The organism is Clostridium thermosuccinogenes, from assembly GCF_002896855.1.
Lineage (GTDB): Bacteria > Bacillota > Clostridia > Acetivibrionales > DSM-5807 > Pseudoclostridium > Pseudoclostridium thermosuccinogenes.
Genome location: NZ_CP021850.1, coordinates 4,348,800 through 4,374,748 on the forward strand (window position 1 = coordinate 4,348,800; position 25,949 = coordinate 4,374,748).

Sequence of the window (25,949 nt, forward strand, 5' to 3'; positions counted from 1 at the left end):
TTAAAATAATTTCAGTTCCAATTTGGTACGATTAAAATTTATTTTATCATATTTTATGTTGTGTGCATAGGTATGTTTCAATTTCAGCATGGTACTGTAAAACTTTGTAAAAATAGCCCGGATTATCCGGGCTTATTTTTTGTTGCAATTCCAATATGGTAAGATTAAAGCAAGCATATTTTAATGACGTAATTAAGCTTGTCGTTGAGTTTCAATTCCAACTTGGTACGATTAAAACTATGTCTTTTAACCTCACCATCTTTATTTATCTTCATGTTTCAATTCCAACTTGGTACGATTAAAACGAGATTATAAGATAAAACTTTTACTTTAACTTAAAGGTTTCAATTCCAACTTGGTACGATTAAAACCAATTCTACTAATTCACCCTCAGCAACTATTTCCATGTTTCAATTCCAACTTGGTACGATTAAAACACCGACGGGAATACACATATATCAAGGCGTTCCGGCGTCAAAAACACTTATTTTTGCAATGAACTTCCAGTCGTGCAAAAAACACCGTACCCTCATGATTTTATTTCCTCTTGGATAACAATTGTACCATATTCTTCATGGTATTTAAATAAAATTGTCAGTCGAGTTCTTTTCTCTCCCCATAATGCTTTTCGAAAGCCACCTTTTTTCCCTAGATGTGAAAATTATCACCGAATCCTCATCTTCATCGATAATCTCCCTAAGGTGGTTTTTTATCTTCAGCATTTGAGCTTCTGTTACTTCCCCTTCAAATACCGAATTCTGTATCCAATTGAGGTAGGAACGTAAGAATTTCAATACTTTCGCAACTCTTTTCTCTTTAACATCATAGACAATCAATGCATACATATCTTACCACCACATTTTAAATCCTTCATAACTCTGATCCCCGGTCAGATGTTTTATAAGCTTATAAAGTTCCAGTCTGATAAGCGTCCTATAGCTTACATTCTTCTCCAGATTTCTGTGTTCGATTACAGAATTCATCTTCTCGTCAAATTCCTTTAAAAATATCTGCTTGCCTTTATCATTGAGATAACAGTAATTAAGCTCTTTTAAAAAATGATCTTCTGTTATCATGTTATTGTTTATAAGCTTAAAAATAATTCTATCTACAATTATGGGTTTAAATATCTCACTTATATCAAGACTTAAGGAGAACCTTCTCTCTCCAGGTTCATGAAGATAACTTATAGTTGGATTTAGCTGTGTGTTGTAAATCTCCCCAAGAACTGCAGTATACATGAGTGAATTGCCAAAGGACATTAGTGAATTCATAGGGTTGTCCGGCGGCCTTTTTACTCTTTCTTCAAACTCAAACCTGTTATCCGTTATAACCGGAAACGCATCATAGTAAATATTTCTGATGCTTCCCTCAAGTCCCATGATTGTACCTATATCAAAGGCAGTCACAAACTGGTCTCTAATAGCTTCAATTTTCTCTATATGTTCCTGAAGAACAGGCTTTTTGCTAACATAGTGCTTTAAATTTTTGACTATGTTATAGCTTGCAGAGTATATCATCTCTCTGGCTATATAAACCCTCTGATCATATTTAAGATAATTTTCAACCTGCTTTACAATCATGTATCCGGAATTCAGTTGCTCCCTGGGATAGAATGTACCGGCGTAATATCCATAGTAATTAAACAGATGCATGGGAATGTTGTTTTGAGATAAAAAGTTAACGGCTTTACTATTAAAGTCTACCTCACCATAAACATATATGTTTTCAATATCATTTACCGGTATAACCTTTTTTCCCTCGTCATTCTCAAAATATATGGTATTATCTTTTCTTTTTAGCCTACCGCTTTTCAATATATAATAATTTCTTTTCATTTTCTTCACCCCTAGCAAAAACAAAGTTCAAGGTAACTACAGCTTTTACATTTTCTTTCCTTTATCATCTTTGGTGGTCTCTCTAGCTTCTTGATGCGGACAATCTCTTCTATTGCTTTTTCAAGTTCTTCCTTGTCGCTTTGTGTTATCTCTATTATTTCTGTTTTTCTGGTTTTGGGATAATGGATTACTCCTTTTTTACAGTCGATTCCTTTTTTATTCAGATAATACAGATAGTAAAGAAGCTGATACTTGGACGCCATATCCATTGCTTTTGTCAGTTTGATTTCATGAACCGCAAGTTCTTTGTCCACATAATCAAGCCTTATTGTGTTATCTATTAGTATTTCTGTCCTTTTTCTGTTCAGACTATTATCATGGGTTTCCTTACCGATTTCCACTCTCACAGAGTTCTGTTCCATGGATATACCGTGGGTAAAAAACCATAGCTTTCTTGGACAAACATATAAATAATTAATTTCCACTCCGGTTATTTTTACGCTATTACCAAAAAGATCCATAAAATCCCTCCTGGAAGATTATGGACAAACCTGGCATAGTTTATGCAACAAAATTGCATTGATTTTACTATATTATTCAGTAATGAAAACAATAAAGAGATGCTATGCTTTCAGCGCATCTCTTTCCATGATAACTACTGTTGTAGATATATTAATTTGGATTGAATTAAGCTCAATTCCAATATGGTACGATTAAAACTGTAAAACCTGCCCTATTAAAAGATACCTCCATTAGTTTCAATTCCAATATGGTACGATTAAAACTCCGGTAACAACGTATCAACAAGGGCAACCAAAATAAGTTTCAATTCCAATATGGTACGATTAAAACACCGACAGAAATGCCCATATTTCAAGGCATTCCGGCGTCGAAAACATTCATTTTTGCAGTAAACCTCCGGTCGTGCAAAAAACACTGTACCTTCATGATTTTATTTCCTCTACAATTACAATTGTACCACATTTTGCATGAGGCTCAAATAAAATATTAATTGCCTTATCAGATGCTCATATAAATTCAAAGAACCAAGGATGCGAAAAAAGGCCGCCTTTCGGCAGCCTTCTATGCTTAAAATATTACACTCAAATCAGCCTATCCTTTGATATTGATTAAGCTCGATGAAAAACATCGAAATCAAAGAATAACTCCATGACAAAACCTAAGAAACTGGTCTTCCCACCAGCGCCTAGACCTCGAGGGCTCCTTCTCTGAACTTGGTGAGATAATTCATGCAAAATTCGTCTATACCCAGCAGAGCCTCTCCTGCATATACAAAGGACATGAGCTTTTTGTCCAGGGGATCAAGGATTGCTCCATCCATTCCCGCAGCCATTGCAGCTATGAGAAATGCCTGGTTCATCAGTTTCCTGGCCGGGATTCCAAAAGATATATTGCTGAGCCCGCAGGCTATATGAACTCCGGGGAATTCCTTTTTAACCTGGCGTATGGTTTCAATGGCGACAGTTCCATAATGGGACCCGGTTCCTACCGGCCTTACCATCGGGTCGATATAGATATCGCTTAAATCCATTCCCTCTTTAGTAAGCTTTTCAATAAGCCTTTCGGCTATCACTACCCTGTCCTTTGTTGTCTCAGGCATCCCGTTATCATCCATGCACAAAGCTATTATGCCGGTTTTATATTCTATCGCGAGAGGCATTATGGAATTAAACCTCTCTTTTTCATCGGTTATCGAGTTGATGATGGGTTTGGAATTTTTGTTCGCCTTAAGAGCCCGCTCTATAGCTACAGGGTTTGGGGAATCGATGGAAAAAGGTGCATCCAGCACTTCCTGTACGGTATTGATCAGCCATTCAAGCCTCTCCGGTTCCTCTTCATGAAACATACCCGCATTTACATCTATATACATTGCACCGGCTTCATACTGTTTTTTAGCCAGCTCCTGTATAGCCGCAGCATCATAACTTTCCATGGCGGGTCTGATGGATTTCAGAGTGCTGTTTAGTTTTTCACCAATTATTATCATTGTTACGCCTCCTTTTATATTTGGATTTCATCGTATGCTTTTCATCTTAATGCTTTAACTGCCCATTACTCCGGATAAACGCCAGGCAGCCGCCAGGACATGTTTTGCAAGTATAGATGTGGTCACCGTTCCTACCCCTCCGGGTACCGGAGTGATCATGGCAACAGTCTTCTCCACATTATCGTAATCCACATCTCCGCACAGATTGCCATCCTTATCCATGTTGATGCCTACATCAATGACTATCTGCCCGGGAGAAACAAACTCCTTCGTAATCATCCTGGCCTTTCCGGCCGCCGCAATAAGTATGTCCGCCGTACGGGCAGTGCCTCCAAGATCCCTGGTCTTGGTATGGCAAATAGTAACTGTGGCATTCTTTCTAAGAAGCAGCATTGACAGGGGCTTGCCCACCACCAGGCTCCTTCCTATAACTACAACCCGTTTTCCGGAGACATCAACTCCATAGTGCTCCAGCATTTCCATTACTGCTTCCGGAGTGCAGGGAGCAAATCCGTTATCGTCGCCTTCAAAGACCTTGGCTACATTTACAGGACTGAAACAGTCCACATCCTTGTCCGGGCTTATAACATATTTAATGGCATTCTCGTCTATATGCTTGGGCAAAGGCCTGAAAACAAGTATGCCATGTATGCCGGTATCTTCGTTCAGCTTCCTTATTTCATCTTCCAGCTCTTTCTGGGAGATGCTTTCATCATATTCCATAACGACGCATTTTATGCCCAGGCCTTCACACCTTTTGACCGCACCCTTTTCATATGCAAGGTCGTCGGCTTTTGCCCCAAGCCTTACTATGGCAAGGCAGGGGGTAACTCCGTGAGACTGCAATTCTTCTACCTGCTTTAACATTCTTTCTTTCATTGAGGCAATTACATCCTTGCCCTTCAATATCTCGGCCATAATGACCTCCTTTCACAACTTGATTACCGGAATCGTTCATCCATCGATATTAGCCATGCCAATACATTTCCACATAAGAGTATCCGGTTTGACATTGGAATATATGACAGCTTTCTTGCCGTCAAGGTTAATTTAGGCTATCATGCCAGCTAATTTAAAATAGTGTGCTTCCATTGATGCTGCTGCAAACTTCTTCGCTTAGAGGGTTCGGTGAATGCCTATAATCGTCCACCCAACAGGATGGCCTTCATAATAGGCGTTCCTTCATCCCCCACTGCAAAAGCTATAAATATTCACTCTTAGCCAAATTTATTTTATGTATACCTAATGCATGCCTATTTCCTCAGGCCGCTCTCCACTTCCATGTAAACCGCATCGGCTCTCTTTATTCCTGACTTTAGCATTTCGTCGACCCGGGAGTTGATTTCATCGGCATATTGCCTGTCCTTCATCAATTTTGTGTTTATGAAAACATTCAAGGACGCACCCATCAAGGCAGATTTGCATAGCAGCACACCTACCCCCACATCGCTTATGGCTATCCTGCTCCCCTTTGTAGCCAGCTCTTCGTGAAGGGCTATGGCCTCCATAGCCTTTTCCATTATCTCAACGGGAACACTGCAAGCCATCCTCAGGGCGTTTTCCATTATTTCGTCCCTTTTCCGCTTCTCCTCCTCAGTATTTTTAGGAAGCCCATAGGCTTTAGAAAGCGGCTCAAACACTTCCGCATCCTTGTCTACCAGGGAAAGAAGCTGCTCCTTAAGCAGTTGTGCCTTTTCAAGTATTGCTTTTATATCGTCCTGAACGCTTTCGTATTTCTTTTTTCCCAGTGTCAGATTCCCTACCATGCTGCCAAGAGCGGTGCCCAGTGCTCCAACCAACGCGGAAGCGCCTCCGCCTCCCGGAACCGGAGCTCCTGACGCAAGGGCATCGGTAAATTCCTTGCAACTGTATTCTATATACACCAAAGCTCACCTCTCCAATACTACACGGGTACATACGGCCTGCTGCCCTAACAGGTTAACAGCATCCTGCCGCCTTTCGGTTGTCTTAAGGCTGAATAATAAAGCAGCCTGCCGAATGCTCCCTGACTTTCAGCTTATTAAAAATTCCGTCCTTTTCCTAAGCCATCCATCAAAAATGTCCATTATCCTCTATTCTCTTCTTCTATTTTTTACTTTTATTTTCTTTATCTATTCTCACTTATCAATACCTTTTCTCTATGACCTTTTCCTGTCCTGGCAATTACTCTGCCCATTGCCACCCACCGGTCTTGCTTTTAAATATCCATGTGCCTTTCTCTAAAACAGCCCGGATATTCTGCCGGTGGAATCCACATCTATTGACTCTGCGGCAGGGACTTTGGGGAGTCCCGGCATGGTCATGATATCTCCGGTCAGCACCACCACAAAACCTGCTCCTGCCGAAACTTTCACATTTCTGACTGTAACCCTGAAATTCTTAGGCCAGCCAAGCTTTTTCGGATCATCGGAAAGGGAATACTGAGTTTTTGCCATGCATACAGGCAGGTGTCCAAAGCCCATCTCTTCGAGCTTGGAAATTTCTTTCGCAGCAGCCGGCAGGAAATCAACGCCGTCTCCTCCGTAAACCTCCCGTACAACAGCCTCGATTTTTTCCTTAATCGGCATCTCATCGCCGTATATGAATTTGAAATTGCTTTTTCCTTCGTCAGCAAGCCTTACAACTTCTTTTGCCAGCTCTATTCCGCCTTCCCCGCCTTTGGCCCAAACTTCGGAGAGGGCGACATTGGCGCCATACTGCTTGCATTTTTCTTCTATCAGTTTCAGCTCCGCTTCGGTATCCGTCGGGAACCGGTTTATGGCCACCACTGCCGGAAGTCCGAATTTAACGGTAATATTCTCTATATGCTTGAGGAGGTTTGGTATGCCCTTTTCCAGCGCCTCCAGATTTTCAACAGAAAGCTGTGACTTTTCTGCTCCTCCGTGATGTTTCAAAGCCCTCACTGTAGCCACTATGACAACTGCCGACGGCTTTAGACCGGCAATACGGCATTTGATATCCAGGAATTTCTCAGCACCCAGATCAGCTCCAAAGCCTGCCTCCGTTACCACATAGTCCCCGAATTTTAGAGCCATTTTTGTAGCCATTATGCTGTTGCATCCATGGGCGATGTTGGCAAAAGGTCCACCGTGCACAAAAGCAGGAGTGTGCTCCAGGGTCTGAACGAGATTGGGTTTCAGTGCATCTTTCAGAAGAGCTGCCATCGCGCCTTCCGCCTTCAATTGTCCGGCAGTCACCGGCTTGTCATCCCTGGTATAACCTATGACGATGCTCCTTAGCTTTTCCTTAAGGTCATCGATATTCTTGGACAAGCACAAAATCGCCATAACCTCCGATGCCACCGTTATGTCAAAGCCGTCTTCCCGCGGCATGCCATTGGCTTTTCCGTTTAAACCGTCCACAATAAACCTTAGCTGCCGGTCGTTCATATCGACGCACCTTTTCCAGGTTATCCTTCTCGGGTCTATCCCCAGTTGGTTGCCCTGATATATATGGTTGTCTATCATTGCAGCAAGAAGGTTATTCGCAGCACCGATAGCATGCATGTCTCCGGTGAAGTGCAGGTTTATATCCTCCATGGGTACCACCTGGGCATACCCACCTCCCGCGGCTCCGCCCTTAACTCCGAATACCGGGCCTAATGACGGTTCCCTTAAAGCTATGACCACCTTCTTGCCTATTTTCTTCAACGCATCCCCCAGGCCAACGGTGGTGGTGGTTTTTCCCTCCCCTGCCGGTGTGGGTGTGATGGCTGTGACAAGAATAAGCTTGCCATCCTTTCTGTCGGAAAGCTTTTCCAATATATTGTAGTTCACCTTTGCCTTATAGTTTCCGTACAGCTCAAGGTTTTCCCTGTCAATTCCTATAGAAGCGGCAATCTCTTCTATAGGCTTCATCTCCGTGCTCTGCGCAATTTCTATATCGCCTTTAAATCCCATACATTTACCTCCTTATCTCTTCGGTTCTGTTCACTGATTATATAAAATCGCTTTTCCGCGTTTCCTTATGCTGCTTCTATTCACATTTTGAAGGTAGATAAAACTAAAGCGCTTTATTACATACTGCTTTGCACTATAGGGCCTTAAATCTATATAGAATAAGTTTATATAAAAGAATCAAATATGTCTATGTCCTATTGCAAAATTTGAAAATTTCTTCCGGTTCATGCCTTTTTCTTGGCTTTATAAAGGTACGAAAGCCAATATGTCACACCGACGAATATTGATCCTCCTACTATGTTTCCCAGAGTAACCGGGATCAAGTTTTTCAATACAAAGGAACTCCAGTTTAGTGCTTCCAGATCCTTTGCGGCCACGCCCATTGAAATGGCTGCGTCAAGCCAGGTCTGATTGGATTTTGCCAGAATTCCCGCCGGTATGTAATACATGTTTGCGATGCTGTGCTCAAATCCCGAAGTTACAAACAGCCATATCGGGAAGAATATCGACAAAAGCTTTCCTGTGACATCCTTTGCCGCCGATGCCATCCATACCGCCATGCACACCAGCCAATTGCCAAGCAGTCCCATGAAAAAGGCCCCGGCAAAGGGAAGACTCACCTTGTAAACCGCAGTCTTAATGGTATAGCCCCCCAGCATTCCAGATGAAAAATTAAATTGTCCCGATAATAGGATAAAGACCACAACAATTACAGCACCTATAAAGTTTCCGGTATAAACAAAAAACCAATTTTTCAGAAGCCCCCCCCACCTGGCTCTGCCCTCAAGGCACGAAACAATAATAAGGGTATTGCCGGTAAACAATTCGGCTCCTGTTATTACAACCATCATCAATCCGGTGCTAAAAAGGGCACCGGCCAAAGTCTTGGCCAAACCCGCGGAGGTAATGGTATGGATAGCCATGTTGGAGCCTTCGGACGCAAAGGCTATGAAAGCTCCGGCAAGAATCCCCAGCAAAAGCAGCTTAAGCGGGGGTAGATTGGATTTCATGCATCCCGTATCCACATACCTCTCAGTAATCTCAGACGGGCTGAGGTAGAAATTATTCACAAAAAATGACTCCTTTCTGCTTGCTTCAAACTGCAATATTAATATTTTTCCGGTATAAGATTGGATTTGATCATATCCGGCATGAATTAAACAATGGGGTTGTTTTGTAATTGCTGCAAGAGACTGCCGGCTGCTTTTACAGCATCAGCCGGCACAGCAATCCGATTCACTCTTTTGACACCCATGACTATATATTATATCAGATTAAAGTGCTGATATATAAAATTTATTGTGCTTTTTGTATTTTTTTATTGAAACATATAAGGCAAAACGCAAAAAGCACAAGGGTTTCAGCCCCCTGTGCTTTTATGGCATTTCACATTATTAATGTTAGGTTTTATGAAAGCTTCGCCAGCTTTGCGAATTCAGCCTTCAAATCACCGTACAAACTGTTGTATATTTCATAAAACTTCTCATATTTCCTGGAGTTTTCATCAATTGGCCCGCATACCTTGTCGACCTTGATGACCCTGTCGCATGCCTGTTCGACACTGTCAAAAAGCCCGGCTCCAACGCCTGCCAGAATCGCAGCTCCCAGCGCCGGTCCTTCCTTGGAGGAAACCATTTTCACTTCACAGCCGTACAAGTCGGCAAGCATCTGCCTCCACAGCTTGCTCGTACCTCCTCCGCCGCAGGCCATCATTTCACCCACTGCAATTCCCATCTCCTTCAAAATATCGCTGCAGTTTTTCAGGGAATAAGAGACTCCTTCCATCACAGCGCGGATCATATCCTTTTTAGTATGGATTGCTGACAAACCAAAGAACACGCCCCGGCAATCCGGGTCCAGGTGAGGCGTCCTCTCGCCCATCAGATAAGGAAGGAATACCAGCTTATTGCTGCCTATCGGAACAGATTCCGCATCCTTATCCATCAGATAATAGGGATCGACACCCTGCCTTTTAGCCTCATCTATGTAATCCTGGCAGAAGTTGTCTCTGAACCATTTCAGCGACAGCCCAGCTCCCTGGGTAACACCCATCACATGCCAGCAGCCTGGCACGGCACAGCAAAAAGTATGCACCCTGCCCTTCGGGTCAATGGTAATCCTGCTGCTGTGAGCATAAACCACACCGCTGGTACCTATGGTGGTAAATGCCCTGCCGTCCCGTACAATTCCCGTACCTACCGCAGCAGCCGCGTTATCCCCTGCTCCGCCTACCACTATTGTCTTAACGGACAGTCCTGTTTCTTCCGCCACCTTTTGAGTTATATGACCGGTCACCTCAGGGGATTCATATACCTTACCCAGCATGGACTTGTCAATCTCCAGCTTTTCCAGCACCTCGTCCGACCAGCAGCGGTTTGGTATGTCCAGAAGCTGCATACCGCTCGCATCCGATACCTCCGTCGCAAACTCACCGGTCAGCATGAAACGGATATAATCCTTGGGAAGCAGGATATGCCTGCATCTTGCATAGTTTTCCGGTTCATTGTTGCGCACCCAGAGGATTTTGGAGGCAGTAAAGCCTGTCAGCGCAGGGTTTGCCGTAATCTCAATCAATCTTTTTGCGCCAACCCTTTCCGTTATCTCTTCGCATTCCTTCGCTGTGCGCTGGTCGCACCAGATAATCGCAGGGCGTATCACTTCATTGTTTTCATCCAGCATGACCAGTCCATGCATTTGTCCCGACAATCCGATTCCGAGGATTGATTCGCCAGGTACTCCCGACTCCTTTATCACTCTTTTGAGGGTGTCCATGACAGCATTATACCAATCCTCCGGCTTCTGCTCGGCCCATCCGTTTTGAGGCTGATACAGCGGATACTCCTGAGATGCCGATGATACCACATTGTAGTTTTCATCAAACAAAACTGTTTTGGTGGATGATGTGCCGATATCAATTCCTATTAAATAATTCATCCCGATCCCTCCATTATATTTATTTAAAACACCTTGATGTAAGGCAGGAAACTTTGGCAGCAAGCCTTGCCCCATGTTTCATGACGATTGCAATATTCGGGCATCGCGCCCCTTATTATGAAATCCATATTTTCATTTTTATTGATATTCTGCATAATATGCCGAATGCGTCCGGTTATGGTGTCTGGTAAAGATTCTCCAGTATTTTTATCTTGTTTTCCACTATGAACTGGTCATTGTGCGGCCTTGCTCCGCTTACCAAATAATCGTAGGCAATATGCACCGATTTATTTCCCTGAAGGAAAGGCTGCTGGCAGATGGTGGCCTTGATCAGCCCTTTTTCCATCATTTCAACGGTAGAAGGCACGTCGTCGAAGCATACAATGGTAATTTTATTCTCCAGCCCCAGGGATATCACCGCCCTGCACACTCCATAGGCACCGGCGGCGGCAATAAAAAGAGCGTCAATTTCCTTGTGCTCGAGCAACATCTTTTTTGTAGCTTCAAAGGCTATGATGTCGTCATCATTGGATTCTGCAAAGTCGACCACTTCTATTCCGGGATATCTCCTCTTTATCACATTGCGAAAACCTTGGACCCTTTGATTGTGCCCCAGTATTTTGACTGAACCGGTGATGACTCCGACCTTGGCCCTTCCTCCGGTCAGAAGCCCCAGCATGCCGCATGCCGTCTCTCCTCCCTTGACATAATCGCAGCCCACATAGCAAAGCCTTTTGCTGTTTTCTATATCCGTGTTCAGGGTGATTACCGGAATGCCTTTATCCGTCAATTCATCAATTTTTGCAGCGATTTCGGCATCGCTTATGGAGTTGAGGATAAGAGCATGAATCCCGCCTTCGAGTTCTTCAATCAGTTTTAACTGTCTTTGTATATCGTAGCCCTTCATCGTTTTGATTATTATTTTGACTCCGTAATCATGAAGCTCATTTTCCGCCTGATGAATTCCCTTCAAGACGTCATCAAAAAAGGGATTGCCTTCCGAAGCCACAATTACGCCTATTACAAAAGACTTTTTGCGCGCCGCCAGAGCTTTTCCTGCAATATTGGGCTTGTAGTCCAACTGTTCTGCAACACGCCTTATCAGCGCTTCGGTCTCCGGCTTTACTTTGCCGCGGTTATTCAGCACCCGGTCCACCGTACCTCTGGAAACACCGCACAACTCGGCAATCTTTTTTATTGTAACAGCCACTAGCGAGTCACATCCTATCTTTATTTCTGTTTCTGATTATCTTTGCCTTTATCATATCTTTACATCTTCTGAGCTTCAGCGCCAAATCACCCCACTGTGCTCATGCACATTGTATATATTTATCATACATGCCCGGATGTCATACGTCAATGCATTAATATGATTTTATTTGCCAGCATGCTGCTGAAAAACTTCAGGCAGAATTGACTTCCGTTCCGCATATACCTCTGTGCGGCAGCATAAAATTATGTTTGACAAGGCTTTGAATTGATGTTATTCTGAGTGTATCTGATGGTCTATTTTGTGCTCAGGCACATTCTGAAAAGTATGATATGAAAAGGGGGATTAGGTTGAATAACATTCCTGAAGTAAAACTGGGTATAATCGCCGTAAGCCGCGACTGTTTCGTCATCGAGCTCTCCGAAAGAAGAAGGGCTGCCATTGTAAAAAGCTATACCGATATGGGAGGCAGCATTTTTGAAGCAAAAACTACCGTGGAAAACGAAAATGACATGCTCAAGGCGGTGGAAGAGGTCAAAAAAGCCGGCTGCAATGCTCTGGTGGTTTTCCTTGGTAATTTTGGCCCTGAAACACCGGAAACTCTGATCGCCAAGAATTTTGATGGCCCTGTTATGTATGTAGCGGCTGCCGAAGAATCCGGCGATGATTTGATTAACGGCAGAGGCGATGCCTACTGCGGTATGCTGAACTGCTCATATAACCTCGGACTTAGGAAAATTCCTGCCGTCATACCATCATATCCCGTTGGTACTGCTGAAGATATAGCGAAAATGATTGACGAATTCGTTCCCGTTGCCCGTGCGCTCATCGGACTTTCTAAATTAAAAGTTATAAGCTTTGGACCGAGGCCTCAGGATTTCTTTGCATGCAATGCGCCCATCAAACCTCTCTACGACATAGGAGTGGAAATCCAGGAAAATTCCGAGCTCGATCTGCTGGTAGCTTACAGAGCTCACAAGGATGACCCAAGAATCCCAAGTGTTGTAGAAGATATGGCTGCAGAGTTGGGCTTGGGCAATCAATACCCTGAACTGCTGCCTCGTATGGCTCAATATGAGCTCACCTTGCTGGATTGGGCGGAGCAGAACAAAGGTTCCAGAGAATATGTGGTATTTGCCAACAAATGTTGGCCGGCATTCCCCAAAGAATTCGGCTTTGAACCATGCTATGTAAACAGCCGTCTTGCCTCAAAGGGTTGTCCGGTTTCCTGCGAAGTAGATATTTACGGTGCTGTCAGTGAATATATCGGAGCTTGCGTAACCAACGACGCTGTAACATTGCTGGACATCAACAACAGTGTTCCGAAGGATATCTATGAAGCAGATATCAAAGGTAAATATAACTACACCCTGAAAGATGTTTTCATGGGATTCCACTGTGGAAATACGCCTCTGTGCAAGCTTTCCAAGGGTGCCATAAAGTATCAGCTCATTCAGAACAGGCTTTTGGAAAACGGAGGGGAGCCTGACTTTACAAGGGGTACCCTGGAAGGCGATATCGCTCCGGGTAAAATCACATTCTTCCGCCTGCAAAGCACCCCCGATACAAAATTGCAAGCATATATTGCCCAGGGAGAAGTGCTTCCGGTAGCAACCCGCTCCTTCGGAGGAATAGGTGTTTTTGCCATCCCTGAAATGGGCCGCTTCTATCGTTATGTGCTTATAGCAAAGCGTTATCCCCATCATGGGGCAGTTGCCTTCAGCCATTGCGGAAAAGCGCTTCATACCATTTTCTCATATCTTGGTGTGGACGATATTTCCTTCAATCAGCCGAAAGGCATGCTGTATAAGAATGAAAACCCTTTTGATGCATAATGAACTGGTTTGAAAACACAAGCTTGGTTATATAAATTTTTGCGATTGGCATGCGATTGGCAGTGACGAAGGGCTGACCGAAAACCCAAAGAGCCGGTTAATAAGCTCTTATGCCGGAGGGTATAAATTACAGATGCCGGCATAGCTTATTGTGTTATAAATATTACTGAAATATAGCTGGCGGAGCTGCCTGTATAAGAGTTAACCTGTATAAACGTTGATATGATCCCCTTGAAGCAGACAGTGAAAAAGCACTTTACAAAAAGGGGATCATATTTATATGCCAAAAAGATTTAATGCCAAAAAGATTTAATGCCACAAAATCAAGCAATCCATCTGGAAGAAAAACAGACCTGTCGAACCTATCTCAGAGGTGAAGATGGAGCCTCGAAGATAGTTTATTAATTCGACATTACAGAATCAGCCTCGATTTAGACAGTTTGAAAGCCATTATCCGATGGCCTGAAAGCCGATAATTAATTTCTACATTCACTTTTACAGCAACAGAAGATTCCAAGGGAAGCTGCCCAGGCTATCGCCAAAGGAATATAGCTCCCATATCCAAGCAGCGGTTTAGATTCAGGCAGCTTTTTTATGGGTTCGATTCCGTCCCTGAATGCAAAACAAAAACCACGGTACTAACCGTGGTTTTCTTGGAGCTGGTGGACGGAATCACCGTCCGGCTTCGCTGTACTGCCCGCTCAGATTCCGCTTCGCTCCATCTTGCGCACACTCGCCTAAAAACGTGCATTTAGCACGTTTTCTTCACGGCTCGTGCCCTCTCGGGTTCGATTCCGTCCCTGTATGCAAAACAAAAACCACGGCACTAACCGTGGTTTATTTGGAGCTGGTGGACGGAATCGAACCCCCGACCTGCTGATTACAAGTCAGCTGCTCTACCTGCTGAGCTACACCAGCATAAAATAATGCTATTTTTTTGTCATCTAAACAGATGATATCTCAACTGCGTGTATATAATAACATGCACCCCTGCTCAAAGTCAACCCCTTTTTGCAGGAAATTTGTGTCACATTATGGGCTGTGTTTCCAATCACATATTTAATAATGAACTGAAATCTTTTATCGAAAGCACAATAATACCTTTCCTTAGGGAAAGCGTTCTGCTGTTTTTGAACATTGTTGATCAAGTTGCCTTTTTGCATCAACAGCTTTCCAAAAGCCTTCAAAAAGAGATTATGCCATCACCAATCCCCACAACTCCGTAGGCAACTTTTGCTCATATCAAATTCAATGGGTCTACTGAGTCATATCCATAAAAATCTAAGGAAAACTCAAACTTGACATACTGGTGTCACATTTTGTATGGCAGAATAGTGGAAAAGGGGGATGATTTTGATGGCAAATAAAGTTGACAGAATACTCGAAAGTATTAAAACGATCACCGGAACGGACAGTTACAATAGCATTATAGCAGATTGCGGAGTTCTAGATTCGAAGGCAACTCCCAACAAGCAGGCAAAATATGTTAAGAAAATAATTGACAAGATTAATGAGACCCAAGGTGAAGAAGCTGTTGAAAAAATAATGAAACCTTGCGGGTATCAATGTATCTCTGATTCAATAATTGATAAGGCAAAGAAACTATATGAAAAATCCAGCAGCATTGATGACTTTTTGCAGCTCCTCAATGGGCAACACATCGGTGGTGGGCAACTACATACGAAGGATGGGAAAATAATCGGTATATACAATACCTGCTACTGTGGCCTTGCAAAGAATGCAAAAGGTATGTCACCCGTATACTGCTACTGCTCAACAGGTTGGTTTGAAAGGTTATTTTCATCTATTTTTGGAGACTCGGTAAAAGTGAAAAAATACAAACAATTTTGGATGGCTCGGATAAGTGCATATTTGAAATTAGTTATTAGTGCAAATATTTGCGTGTCCAAATGAAACCCACTTTTTACACCGGCCGGATTGCCCCTTTTGAAAGCATAAAAAATCTGACATCCAGTCTTATGATGTCAGTCGTTGTTTTACTGGGGATTTTAATCCAATCCCCAGTTACAAGTATGGAAAATAAAAATTATGGTGGGCACTATAGGGCTCGAACCTATGACCCCCTGCTTGTAAGGCAGGTGCTCTCCCAGCTGAGCTAAGCGCCCAAATTATAAGCAAGTCCATATGTCTTGCGTCGCATGAATTATTATAACACCCCCAGCTTCAAAAAGTCAAACAATTTCTTTACTTCTGCAGATTATTATAAATTGCAATATTAAATGCCATACAAATTTTGGTAATTCCATTGTTTGCTAGACAAATTTCTTTGCTGCTGCAGATTATTTATATATTTCCATTATCAAATCCTTTGTGACCTGCTCATCGTGTATGTAATAGCTTGCCCCGTTTAAATATCTGGCTTCACCGGGAAGGACGTAAGTTTTAACATTATCCATATCCATCTGTGAAAGCTCCATTGCGTATGCGAGCATATCATCGGCAGTCATACTGGTTTTTATGTACTCCTTGGCAATGTCTATCAACTTAAAAAGCTGCAGCCCCAAAGCCTTGTTCATAGCCGTTTTTATCAGGTCCTGCTGCCTCTTTATTCTGCCTATATCTCCATCAGAATGGGTATTATCATTATTTTGCCTGAATCGAAGGAATTTTACCGCTTCTTCCCCATTGAGGGTTCTTTTTCCCTTCTTAAAATGGATATGCAGATCATCCAAAGGGTCGTCATAGTCCATATCAAAAGGTATGTTTACCTCAACCCCTCCTAATGCGTCGATAATTTCCTCCACGCCTTTATATTCTATTTTTACAAAATGGTGAACCGGAATCCGCAGCAAATCCCTTACGCTGTTCATCGAAGATTGGGCTCTTTCCGCCAGGGTTTTGCCATAAAAGCTGGCATTGATCTTTTTTTCCGGCGCAGTCTCAAATCCCGGCCTGTAGAAATAGGTATCCCTGGGAATCGATATCAAATCCAGCGAATTGCTTTCAGGGTCCAGACTTGCAACTATCATGACATCAGCCAGGGAATATTGGGCTATCCCAAGGCATAAAATATTTATCCGCTTGCTTTCCTTAATCATTTTAAGATAAGGGTCGGCATATTCCGGTTTTTCTTCACCGGAACTGCCATGCTTTGAGACATCCTTGCCTTCATTATCTCCATCGCTTATACCGTCTACATCGCTGTAGTCCTGCGGTATGTCATTTCCATAACCTCCGTCAATATCAGCGGCTTCTATACCTTCTTCATGAAAATAATTCAGCGTCGCTCTCACAAAAGCATACATCCCTACTGTTAGAACAATAACTATCCCTACCACTGCCAATATGACAACAGGTTTTTTCAAAACCATTCCCTCCCAGGACTTTGTATAAAATATTAGACTATTTTTTACCTTCATGGTTCCATATATTTTAATGAGGGCTTAGCCCTAACGCTGTAAGATTAGTTCAATCATATCCAATTGAACTAATTAGCCGGCATCCATGCGAGGAGGAGGCATTCTCCCCCTCCTGACCTTATCACTGGCTCCGCCCATCTTTTTAATTATATCCAACCTTTGATGGGACAGGAAATCAAAATTTCAAAAAATTTTTTAAAAAAGTCTGTTATTTTTTTATCAAAGTATGTTATAATATAAACAGAGAATGTTAAATAATAAACAATATATATGAAGGTGGTGTTTACCTATGACAGTATTGTTTTTAGCTATAATGGTTGCATTAAGCTATTCCTTGCTCAAGAGCATAATCAAACACGAAACAAGGCTTGCAGCAAAATTCGCCGATGTAAAAGCATTCGAACCGGACTATAATGATATGAGCGAAGACTCTTTGTGTTCGATTTATTATACATGCTATAAATATCCCGCCTGACGCATTTTTGTTCATGCCCATGGCGTTGTGCAGCAGTAATTGTTATGCCCTGGGCATTATGTAGCAGCCATGTGTTTTATATACCCCATGGTGGCAATATGACAGCAGTGCCCTATCAAATTATATTCATACCGTAATATTCGGGCTATGCAAATCCATAGCACATTTCATCGCACCGCATCCCGAGCTTTATTGATAAACAGGGGTAACTGCCTGGGCCAGGATGGAATCTACGGAAATACCACGAAACCTTTTCTCCAGCTTCGCATACTTCTTCTTAAGGTTGTTTTCAAGGTTTTGCAGATATGCAAAACTGTAGGGCGAATAGGTTTCTATATGTTTTAGATAACTCTGGCTGAAAAACTTTTTATTCCTGGCTATGGCCTCCATTATGAGCAGTATGCAGTTGCTTTCTATTAAGCGTATCATTTCATGCTGACTGATATTCACATAATACATCCAGCTTTTCATATGGTGGTGAAGAAAATTAAGCAAGCGGTTGGTAATGGAATCCAGCTTCCACCTTTTAGCTGTCTGGGAGAAAATGGTCATATGCCCGTTATTCATGTCCCTCTCAGCATCCTGCAGGTCATCAATCATCTGAAGAATGGCGCCGAAACCGAATATAAAATCCGCGTCTCCCTTACTTAGAATACCCTTCACCAGGAACGCATCCGCCAGCACAGATGTGCCGCCCTTTTCAAAACTTATGTCAAGAATATTGCTTTCATAGGGTGATAAATCCTTTCCCTGCTGTTCCAGACTCCTCTCCTGCGCTTTGTGAATGCAAAGAAGGCTGTCATAGACATAGGGGAACTCCCTGCGGGGATATTGCTTTTCAATTCTATCTACAAGCCTGAAGATTTGCTCTTCATGCTCATTTTCAGGTTTTTTACCTTCTCCGGAGAGCTTCCTTCTAAAATTCCTGCTGATCCTCCACTTGCTTTGAGGAGATATCCCCGCATCATCCATATAATTGTCAGTAACAGGATACAGCATGCTGTAGGCAAAAATGGAAGGTGTGTATTCTACTTCTATGCCCATCAGCACCTGCATACAGTTCATAATCCATACGTTTCTCATGGCCTGCATTATATCCACCGGTCTGATGCCGGGATTAAAGGAGGACGCTTCCTCTATAAAAGCGCCGGTTACCCGGGCAAAATCTCCGAATATGATGTCAGAAAGCTTAGGGCTTTTTATACCCAAAATTTCAGCTCCCGCCGACCTTGCGATTCTTATGGCTTCTTCCTGCCAAGCTGCCCGTTTTTCCACCTGGCTGGGGAACTTCTCCAGCTTGCCGTACAGTGCGTTAATCCACATATCGGCATCCTTTTCCTTCTGCCTTTTCATAGATTTATCCATGGGTTCTCCCAGCTCCGGCATAGATACCGGAGTGTTCCACCAGGTTTTTTGGTACCTGTCCTTGAAGGATTCCACCCATTCGTCCACGCAGAGAGCTTCCTTCCTCCCCGTTTTGCTACCCTCACGCACCTTCAGTTTAACTTCCTCATACACCTTCATTTTTTTACCTCCATACCATTATAGACAACACGGCAGGCGATGTTGCACCTCCCGCCGTGTTGTCCGGTATTATCCGATTGCTCCTTATTTCACCGGAATGTTGAAGATTGTGCCATTATCCCCCGATACATACTGGGGCATTTTGCCGTCCCATTTTTCAATAGCCTTCAACTGAGCTTCTATCTCTCTTAATTTCAGCAGTTCCGGAGTGATCTCCTGCTTCTGGACTTTAAGCGCCTCTGCTTCAGCCTTTGCCTGGGTAACCTTCTGCTCGGCTTCAATTTTAACCCTGTCCAAGTCCTGCTTTGCCTTAAGCGCCAGCTGCTGCGCTGTCTGCTTGGCTTCTATGGCCGCATTGAACTCTTCGCTGAATTCAAAGTTTACAATATTAAAGTCAGCAATTACTATACCATAGGGTCTCATCTTTTCATTCATGAGATCTTTAATGTTGCTGCTGACGGACTGCCTCTGGGTGATGAGTTCTTCCGCCGTAAATTTCGCAGTAACCGCTTTTATGCTCTCCTGAGTGGCCGGAGCAATTACCACATCGGCGTAATTTTTCCCGATGGTCTTGTAAATTTTCGCGCTGTACTGAGGCTCCACCTTGTAGTTTACCACTATTTTGTTCTTTATCTCCTGCAAATCCTTTGAAGCAGCAGTGGAATCAATCTCAAGCTTTTGTATCCTGGTGTCTATCAATTCCACACTCTGTACAAAAGGAATCTTAAAGTGAATACCCTCACTCAGCACATTATCGCTGGCTGCTCCAAAGTTCAGCACCACACCGGTGTAACCCGAGCCAACCACCGTAAAGGAGTTAACCACCACTACCAGCAAAAACACCAGCACAAAACCTATCACCATAAGCTTAACAACTTTCTTTGACATAGCAATCTTTGACCTCCCATTAAATAATATTTTAATTGGCGTAGCATTAAAATTATGCCATAGTTTTTTTGTATGTACTATGTTGTGTATCGCTCTACAATCTATATTATATCATAACGTTATATTTGTAAAGTACTTTTTAAATTTTTTTAATTCACCTTTGATATTTTTGATATCATTGTCCGATGACCACAAGGCTGGAGGGAGAATTTCATTTAAATCCGTTATTTTTATTGCAGCAAAAATACTCCATTATATGTTAATTTACCTGGATATGTTAATTTACCTGGCGCCCGGAGGCTTTTGCTTTATTTTCACCTATGTATCCTTTTCCCAGCCTATATATCCTCATCCCAAAAGAAAAACCCCGGGGTCGGTTAAACCCCAGGGTTCTGAAATTCAATATAAGGTTGCTTTTACCTGTATAAAGTATCTATCTATTAAAGTTTACCTTGCATAAAGCAAAGCTTAATGATTCTATATTAAACTCTCTGATGGAAAGTCCTGTTTATTACATCCAACTGCTGTTCCCTCGTAAGCTTGATAAAGTTTACCGCATATCCCGATACCCTAATAGTGAGCTGCGGATATTTTTCCGGATGATCCATGGCATCCAGAAGCATTTCCCTTTCCAGCACGTTTACGTTTATGTGATGGCCTCCATCACCGAAATATCCGTCCAGAAGAGCCGACAGGTTTTTGTATCTGTCTTCCGCCGTCCTGCCCAGAGCTCCCGGCACTATGGAGAAAGTATATGATATGCCGTCTTCACTATCATCATAAGGCAGCTTGGCCACTGAGCTCATTGAAGCAAGGCATCCGTTGGTGTCTCTCTTGTGCATGGGATTTGCTCCCGGTGCAAAAGGCTCGCCGTGCCTTCTTCCATCCGGAGTATTTCCTGTCTTCTTGCCATACACAACGTTTGACGTAATGGTGAGGATGGACTGGGTGGGCTTGCTGTTCCTGTATGTCTTGTGTTTTTTAAGCTTGGACATGAAACTCTTCACCACATTAACAGCTATCTCATCCACCTCAGCATCATTGTTTCCGAACTTCGGATAATCGCCTTCAATTTCAAAGTCAACAGCCAATCCCTGATCATTTCTTATAGCCTTTACCTTTGCATGCTTGATGGCTGACAGTGAATCGGCCACAACGGACAGACCGGCTATTCCGCAGGCCATGGTTCTCACTATTTCCTCATCATGCAGAGCCATCTCTAATTTTTCATAGCAATATTTATCATGCATATAATGGATGACGTTAAGCGTGTTGATGTATAGCTTGGAAAGCCATTCCATAATCAAATCAAACCGCTCGGTCACTTCGTTATAATCCAGATATTCGGAGGTAATGGGTGCAAAGGAAGGTGCTACCTGAGTTCCGTAGATTTCGTCCTTGCCGCCGTTAATTGCATACAGCAGGGCTTTGGCAAGGTTTGCTCTGGCTCCGAAAAACTGCATCTGTTTTCCGATCCTCATAGCCGAAACACAGCATGCTATACCATAATCATCTCCGAATTTATCCCTCATAAGGTCATCATTTTCGTATTGGATCGATGAAGTTTCCACAGACATTTTCGCACAGAATTTTTTGAAGTTGTCAGGCAGCCTTTTGGACCAAAGCACGGTCAGATTCGGTTCAGGAGCAGGTCCCAGGTTTGTAAGGGTATGCAGGAATCTGTAGGACATCTTTGTTACCATGTGCCTTCCATCATTGCCCACGCCTCCTATGGACTCTGTTACCCATGTAGGATCTCCGGAGAACAGTTCATCATATTCCGGTGTTCTTAAGAATCTTACCATTCTGAGCTTCATGACGAAATGATCTACCATTTCCTGAATCTCAGCTTCGCTGTAGCGCCCTTCCTCAAGGTCCTTGCTTGCATAAATGTCCAGGAAAGTGGATACCCTTCCCAGGCTCATTGCCGCACCATTCTGTTCCTTGACTGCCGCCAGGTAGCCAAAATACAGCCACTGGATGGCTTCCTTCGTATCCTGGGCAGGCCTGCTTATATCGAATCCATACCCGGCAGCCATTTCCTTAAGCTCCTCCAGGGCCTTTATCTGCTCGCTGAGTTCCTCCCTGTCCCTTATCGTATCAGAATCCATGGCATCAAAAACATGGTTTTCCTTGGCCTCTTTCTTCTTTGCAATCAAGTAGTCCACTCCATAAAGGGCAACTCTCCTGTAGTCACCAATTATTCTTCCACGGCCATAGGCATCCGGCAGACCTGTTATTATACCAGTGTGTCTTGCCTTTTTCATTTCATCGGTGTATGCATCAAATACACCGTCATTGTGAGTTTTCCTGTATTTGAACACCCTTTCAACATCAGGGTCCATTGTACGGTTATATGCCTTAAGAGATGAGCGCACCATGCGGATTCCACCGAAAGGCATTATCGCTCTCTTTAAAGGTTCATCCGTCTGCAGTCCTACTATTGTTTCCAAATCCTTATCTATATAACCGGGCTTATGGGAAGTAATTGTGGATATGGTTTTTTCGTCTATGTCCAGAACTCCACCCTTTTCTCTTTCAGCCTTCATGAGAGCCTTTACCTTATCCCAGAGCTTGCGGGTTCTTTCAGTTGGCCCTTCAAGAAAGCTTTCATCCCCATCATAAGGAGTGTAATTCCTGATTATGAAATCCCTCACATCTATTTCCTTGTTCCATTTTCCCTCATTAAATTTTGTATTCATAGAAACCTCCATCCTCTATCTGGTAAATTAGTGCATTGTGTTTTTCATTCTCTTGTTTCATGTACAGGATATTGTATTCTGTATACATTAATCATTATATAATAATTGAGCAAATTGTTCAATATAGTATTTATTATTATTTGAAATATACCCATAAATTTTATATTATAAAATTGTTTATAATTTGTTTATCTTTGATTTATGGGAATTCAATATGTAGAGGGTAAAATATATAATAGGAAGTATGGATTGACATATCAGCCGGCGCCGGATTGTAATCGGTCCCATGCATCTATACTTTCCACTGGTATATGCTATTTACAAGAAGGGGAGATATTATAATGAAAACAAACAAAAAAATAGTTATGGCTGCCAGCTTCCTTCTAGGCGCTACTATGTTTGTCACGACAGCCTTTGCCGACATAGCCTCCAAAACCGGCTATGATCTGCTCAAAGATTCTGTCAAATTCACAGCTAAGAGCATGAGCGACAAGATGCAGAGCTATACCATCGAGAGTGTTTTTACAGTGAAGGACAATGATAAAGTGCTGATGTCGGAGAGTTCACTAGAGAAGGTGGATAACACGAAAAAGGCTGTTGAATCCCATTCATCCGTTGAGGAATACAACGGAAAGAACAACAGGTCCTATTTCTCCTACCGGGACAGCAGCAGCTCCATATGGTACGATCAAGGTACCGATACTTATTATGTAACTGAATACTCAAAGGATTATGATTTCAAACCTTCGTCCAATCCTTTTGAGGATAGCCATGCAAAAGACTTGGAAAAGATTTTTGATGCCCTGGTGGGTGATCTTAAAAACTATGTGGTAGTTGAAGAAAAATCCAATGGGAGCAAGGAGTTGTCCGGCAATCTGAATGAAGGCCAGATCCCTGCCCTGGTGAACGCTGTTACCTCCTTTTTGCTGAAGCAAAACACTTCCAATGTACTTATATCACCGGACGGCAAAACCTCATCGGCAACCCTTGAGGACGTATATGTTAAAAGCGTGTCCGGCAAGGCTTTTGTCAATGAGGACGGCATATTGGAAAGCGTCCTGGCTACAGGCGTACTGTCAGGCAAGGATTCTAACGGCGTCACCCATGATATCACTGCCGAAGCTTTGGTAAAGGTGTATGATATTGATTCAACCAAAGTGTCCAAGCCTAACCTGGAGGGCAAAAATGTGCAGAAATCAACGGCTAGAGATTTGGGAGGACCTGAAATCACTGCCAGGTATGTAGGAAAATACAGCAATAATATCGTAATAGTAGAGAACGACACATTTGTCAAAATTGGTGAGAGGATACTCGAAATAGCCCATATCGACGATAAGAATGTGTCCGGGCATTATTATGAAGTTTACGATGAGAATTATGCCGATTATGCAGCAAAAGCGCTGGATTTCCGCTTCGATGCAGAAATCACGGACCCCTATTCGGCACAATTCACCTATACCGATCCCTCCGGCAATGAACAGTCGGGAAACATACATTTTGATCCTACACCAGGAAAGTTGTATTTCTACTTCACTAATGGTAGGTCAAGCTTGGACTATGACGGCAATTTCTCCAGGGTATTTGACTAGTAAAAAAGTTATGCCAGGCGCTGCATGAGCAGCGCCTGATGCATGGCTGCATGATATCGAGCCGAATTTGTATTATTTTATTAATAAGCTATCATTCTAAAATAATAAGCATCCGAGGTTCAACCAATCATTCAATCATTGAAGGCTCGGTATTATAATGAACCGGAACGGATACTCGGGATAAATTTGGGGGAATGTTTATGGAAAAAGTTCTCGAAATAAAGAATCTGACTAAGACATATAAAAACGGAAGAGGCATATGGGATATCAACCTTGATATTAACAGGGGTGATATTTTTGGCTTTCTGGGGCCCAATGGCGCCGGAAAGACCACTGCGATGAAAATAATGACCGGGCTTATGAAAGCTGACTCAGGTGATGTAATCATTTTTGGCCACAGCATCAGCAACGATTTTGAAAAAGCCATGGATAAGGTCGGATGCATAATAGAAACCGCCGAGTCTTATCCATACCTTACTGCCTATGAAAATCTAAGGCAGTTTTCCAGATATTACAGAGATGTGGACGGCCGCAGGATTGACGAAGTGCTTGAACTCACAGGCATATATAAATTCAAAAACGAAAAGGTAAAGAATTTCTCCCTCGGCATGAAGCAGCGTCTTGGTATTGCAGCCGCAATACTTTCAAGGCCTGAACTGATAATCCTGGATGAACCTTTGAACGGCCTGGATGTCGAAGGAATGGTGGAAGTGAGAAAACTCATTAAGAGGATGGCGGAAGAGGAAAAAACAACATTCTTCATATCAAGCCACCTCATTCATGATATAGAGCTTACCTGCAACCGGGTGGGCATCATATTCGGAGGAAGAATTCTGAATGTTGACTACACGGAGAATATCCTGAACAACTACGCTTCCCTGGAAAACTATTTTATTAGTGAGGTAGACAGAAATGGAAAGGTTTAAGGCTGCATTCATAAATGAAATAGAAAAAATGTACAAAAGGAAAAAAGCTGTAGTGATAATTGTAATTTCGCTGATAACAATCATTTTCGGCCAGCTGGTGGTTATAGGCATAAGAAGCGGCCTTGGCGTACGGGGAGCAAGCAGCACCGAGTTTCCTCTTTTGGTGCTGTCGGTGTTCGCCAATACAATACTTCCGCTCTTTACCGCCCTGGTGACCATAGATACATTCTCAGGCGAATTTTCCCACAATACGATGAAAATCGCGTTGACAAAGCCGGTAAGCAGGATTAAATTGTATTCGGCCAAAGTTACCGCCATAGCCTTTTTTGCGCTGTCAAATCTCCTGGTGGTGATGGTCCTGTCCGTATTGACAGGTTTTCTGTTTAATACGGCATCGTTTACCGGAGTTGGCCTCCTTAGAATTGTAGTTTCATATCTGGTTACGCTGGTTCCGATATTGGTTCTGGCTATAATCATAACCTTTTTCTCAAATATTTTGAAAAGCAGCGGAGCAGTTTTTTTCCTCACGATTTTGCTGTTCATATCCTTAAAAGCCCTGGGATTTATTTTCCCCAGGTATTCCAGCTTGTTCATCACCTCGATGATCGACTGGTACAACCTCTGGATTGCGAGCAGCATACCGCTTATGAAACTTTTGAGGCAGTTATTTATAATGCTGGGATATGGTATAATGTTTTTTACAGCAGGCTTCTACCTGTTTGATAAAAAGGATCTTTAAGG

At 42.9% G+C, this 25,949-nt stretch carries 20 protein-coding genes, 2 tRNA genes and 1 CRISPR repeat array; of the genes, 6 read left to right on the forward strand and 16 right to left on the reverse strand.

Annotated elements, in window-relative coordinates:
- Positions 1-141 precede the first annotated feature (141 nt).
- A CRISPR array of direct repeats spans positions 142-437; the repeat unit is 30 nt; unit sequence GTTTCAATTCCAACTTGGTACGATTAAAAC.
- A gap of 144 nt (positions 438-581) precedes the next feature.
- The 10 genes from cas2 to CDO33_RS19060 form a co-directional block, all read right to left on the reverse strand.
- The gene (cas2, locus tag CDO33_RS19015; RefSeq protein ID WP_103080504.1) at positions 582-845 is read right to left on the reverse strand and encodes a CRISPR-associated endonuclease Cas2; all 264 of its coding nucleotides are present in this window, start codon (positions 843-845) and stop codon (positions 582-584) included.
- Between the two features lie 3 nt (positions 846-848).
- The gene (gene cas1b / locus CDO33_RS19020) at positions 849-1,838 is read right to left on the reverse strand and encodes a type I-B CRISPR-associated endonuclease Cas1b (RefSeq protein WP_103080503.1); all 990 of its coding nucleotides are present in this window, start codon (positions 1,836-1,838) and stop codon (positions 849-851) included.
- Positions 1,839-1,849: 11 nt separating this feature from the next.
- Positions 1,850-2,359 (reverse strand): CRISPR-associated protein Cas4, encoded by a 510-nt coding sequence (gene cas4 / locus CDO33_RS19025; protein ID WP_103080502.1) that lies wholly within the window; start codon positions 2,357-2,359, stop codon positions 1,850-1,852.
- 686 nt (positions 2,360-3,045) lie between these two features.
- On the reverse strand, positions 3,046-3,846 hold the full coding sequence (locus CDO33_RS19030) for a dihydropteroate synthase (protein WP_103080501.1): 801 nt from the start codon (positions 3,844-3,846) through the stop codon (positions 3,046-3,048).
- A 54-nt stretch (positions 3,847-3,900) separates the two neighbouring features.
- Complete coding sequence (locus CDO33_RS19035; RefSeq protein ID WP_103080500.1) at positions 3,901-4,764, reverse strand: bifunctional 5,10-methylenetetrahydrofolate dehydrogenase/5,10-methenyltetrahydrofolate cyclohydrolase; 864 nt, start codon at positions 4,762-4,764, stop codon at positions 3,901-3,903.
- Positions 4,765-5,099: 335 nt separating this feature from the next.
- Positions 5,100-5,732, reverse strand: a complete 633-nt coding sequence (locus CDO33_RS19040) for a cyclodeaminase/cyclohydrolase family protein (RefSeq protein ID WP_103080499.1) — start codon at positions 5,730-5,732, stop codon at positions 5,100-5,102.
- Between the two features lie 333 nt (positions 5,733-6,065).
- On the reverse strand, positions 6,066-7,745 hold the full coding sequence (locus tag CDO33_RS19045; protein ID WP_103080498.1) for a formate--tetrahydrofolate ligase: 1,680 nt from the start codon (positions 7,743-7,745) through the stop codon (positions 6,066-6,068).
- Positions 7,746-7,969: 224 nt separating this feature from the next.
- Positions 7,970-8,815, reverse strand: a complete 846-nt coding sequence (locus CDO33_RS19050) for a formate/nitrite transporter family protein (protein ID WP_103080497.1) — start codon at positions 8,813-8,815, stop codon at positions 7,970-7,972.
- A 337-nt stretch (positions 8,816-9,152) separates the two neighbouring features.
- Positions 9,153-10,679: a xylulokinase gene (gene xylB, locus CDO33_RS19055; RefSeq protein ID WP_103080496.1), complete on the reverse strand. Its 1,527-nt coding sequence runs from the start codon at positions 10,677-10,679 to the stop codon at positions 9,153-9,155.
- A gap of 175 nt (positions 10,680-10,854) precedes the next feature.
- Positions 10,855-11,889 (reverse strand): LacI family DNA-binding transcriptional regulator, encoded by a 1,035-nt coding sequence (locus CDO33_RS19060; protein WP_103080495.1) that lies wholly within the window; start codon positions 11,887-11,889, stop codon positions 10,855-10,857.
- A gap of 350 nt (positions 11,890-12,239) precedes the next feature.
- Between CDO33_RS19060 and CDO33_RS19065 the strand changes: the two genes are divergently transcribed.
- Positions 12,240-13,724, forward strand: a complete 1,485-nt coding sequence (locus tag CDO33_RS19065; RefSeq protein ID WP_202849480.1) for an L-fucose/L-arabinose isomerase family protein — start codon at positions 12,240-12,242, stop codon at positions 13,722-13,724.
- Between the two features lie 842 nt (positions 13,725-14,566).
- On the opposite strand, the gene CDO33_RS19070 is transcribed toward CDO33_RS19065, so the two are convergent.
- Positions 14,567-14,642, reverse strand: a tRNA-Thr gene (locus CDO33_RS19070).
- Positions 14,643-15,080: 438 nt separating this feature from the next.
- Here CDO33_RS19070 and CDO33_RS19080 point away from each other — a divergent pair.
- Positions 15,081-15,638: a DUF6144 family protein gene (locus tag CDO33_RS19080; protein ID WP_103080492.1), complete on the forward strand. Its 558-nt coding sequence runs from the start codon at positions 15,081-15,083 to the stop codon at positions 15,636-15,638.
- A gap of 136 nt (positions 15,639-15,774) precedes the next feature.
- Here CDO33_RS19080 and CDO33_RS19085 read toward each other — a convergent pair.
- Both CDO33_RS19085 and CDO33_RS19090 read right to left on the reverse strand, forming a co-directional pair.
- A tRNA-Val gene (locus tag CDO33_RS19085) sits at positions 15,775-15,850 on the reverse strand.
- Between the two features lie 174 nt (positions 15,851-16,024).
- Entirely contained in the window at positions 16,025-17,050 is a 1,026-nt protein-coding gene (locus tag CDO33_RS19090; protein WP_161496444.1) for an LCP family protein, read from the reverse strand.
- Positions 17,051-17,393: 343 nt separating this feature from the next.
- Here CDO33_RS19090 and CDO33_RS19095 point away from each other — a divergent pair, with 343 nt between their 5' ends.
- On the forward strand, positions 17,394-17,579 hold the full coding sequence (locus CDO33_RS19095) for a hypothetical protein (RefSeq protein ID WP_103080490.1): 186 nt from the start codon (positions 17,394-17,396) through the stop codon (positions 17,577-17,579).
- Positions 17,580-17,768: 189 nt separating this feature from the next.
- Here the strand turns inward: CDO33_RS19095 and CDO33_RS19100 are convergent, their stop codons facing one another.
- The 3 genes from CDO33_RS19100 to pflB form a co-directional block, all read right to left on the reverse strand.
- Positions 17,769-19,103 carry a hypothetical protein gene (locus CDO33_RS19100; protein WP_103080489.1) on the reverse strand — a complete coding sequence of 445 codons (1,335 nt, stop codon included), beginning with the start codon at positions 19,101-19,103 and terminating at the stop codon, positions 17,769-17,771.
- Between the two features lie 84 nt (positions 19,104-19,187).
- Positions 19,188-19,991 (reverse strand): prohibitin family protein, encoded by an 804-nt coding sequence (locus CDO33_RS19105; RefSeq protein ID WP_103080488.1) that lies wholly within the window; start codon positions 19,989-19,991, stop codon positions 19,188-19,190.
- Between the two features lie 482 nt (positions 19,992-20,473).
- Entirely contained in the window at positions 20,474-22,693 is a 2,220-nt protein-coding gene (gene pflB, locus CDO33_RS19115; protein WP_103080486.1) for a formate C-acetyltransferase, read from the reverse strand.
- 341 nt (positions 22,694-23,034) lie between these two features.
- Between pflB and CDO33_RS19120 the strand changes: the two genes are divergently transcribed.
- The 3 genes from CDO33_RS19120 to CDO33_RS19130 all read left to right on the forward strand — a co-directional run bounded on the left by CDO33_RS19120 (position 23,035) and on the right by CDO33_RS19130 (position 25,947).
- On the forward strand, positions 23,035-24,282 hold the full coding sequence (locus CDO33_RS19120; protein WP_103080485.1) for a hypothetical protein: 1,248 nt from the start codon (positions 23,035-23,037) through the stop codon (positions 24,280-24,282).
- Between the two features lie 200 nt (positions 24,283-24,482).
- Positions 24,483-25,208, forward strand: a complete 726-nt coding sequence (locus CDO33_RS19125; RefSeq protein WP_103080484.1) for an ABC transporter ATP-binding protein — start codon at positions 24,483-24,485, stop codon at positions 25,206-25,208.
- A complete protein-coding gene (locus tag CDO33_RS19130; protein ID WP_103080483.1) occupies positions 25,195-25,947 on the forward strand; it encodes an ABC transporter permease in 753 nt (250 codons plus the stop codon). The genes CDO33_RS19125 and CDO33_RS19130 overlap by 14 nt, the downstream gene beginning before the upstream one ends.
- Positions 25,948-25,949: the final 2 nt, after the last annotated feature.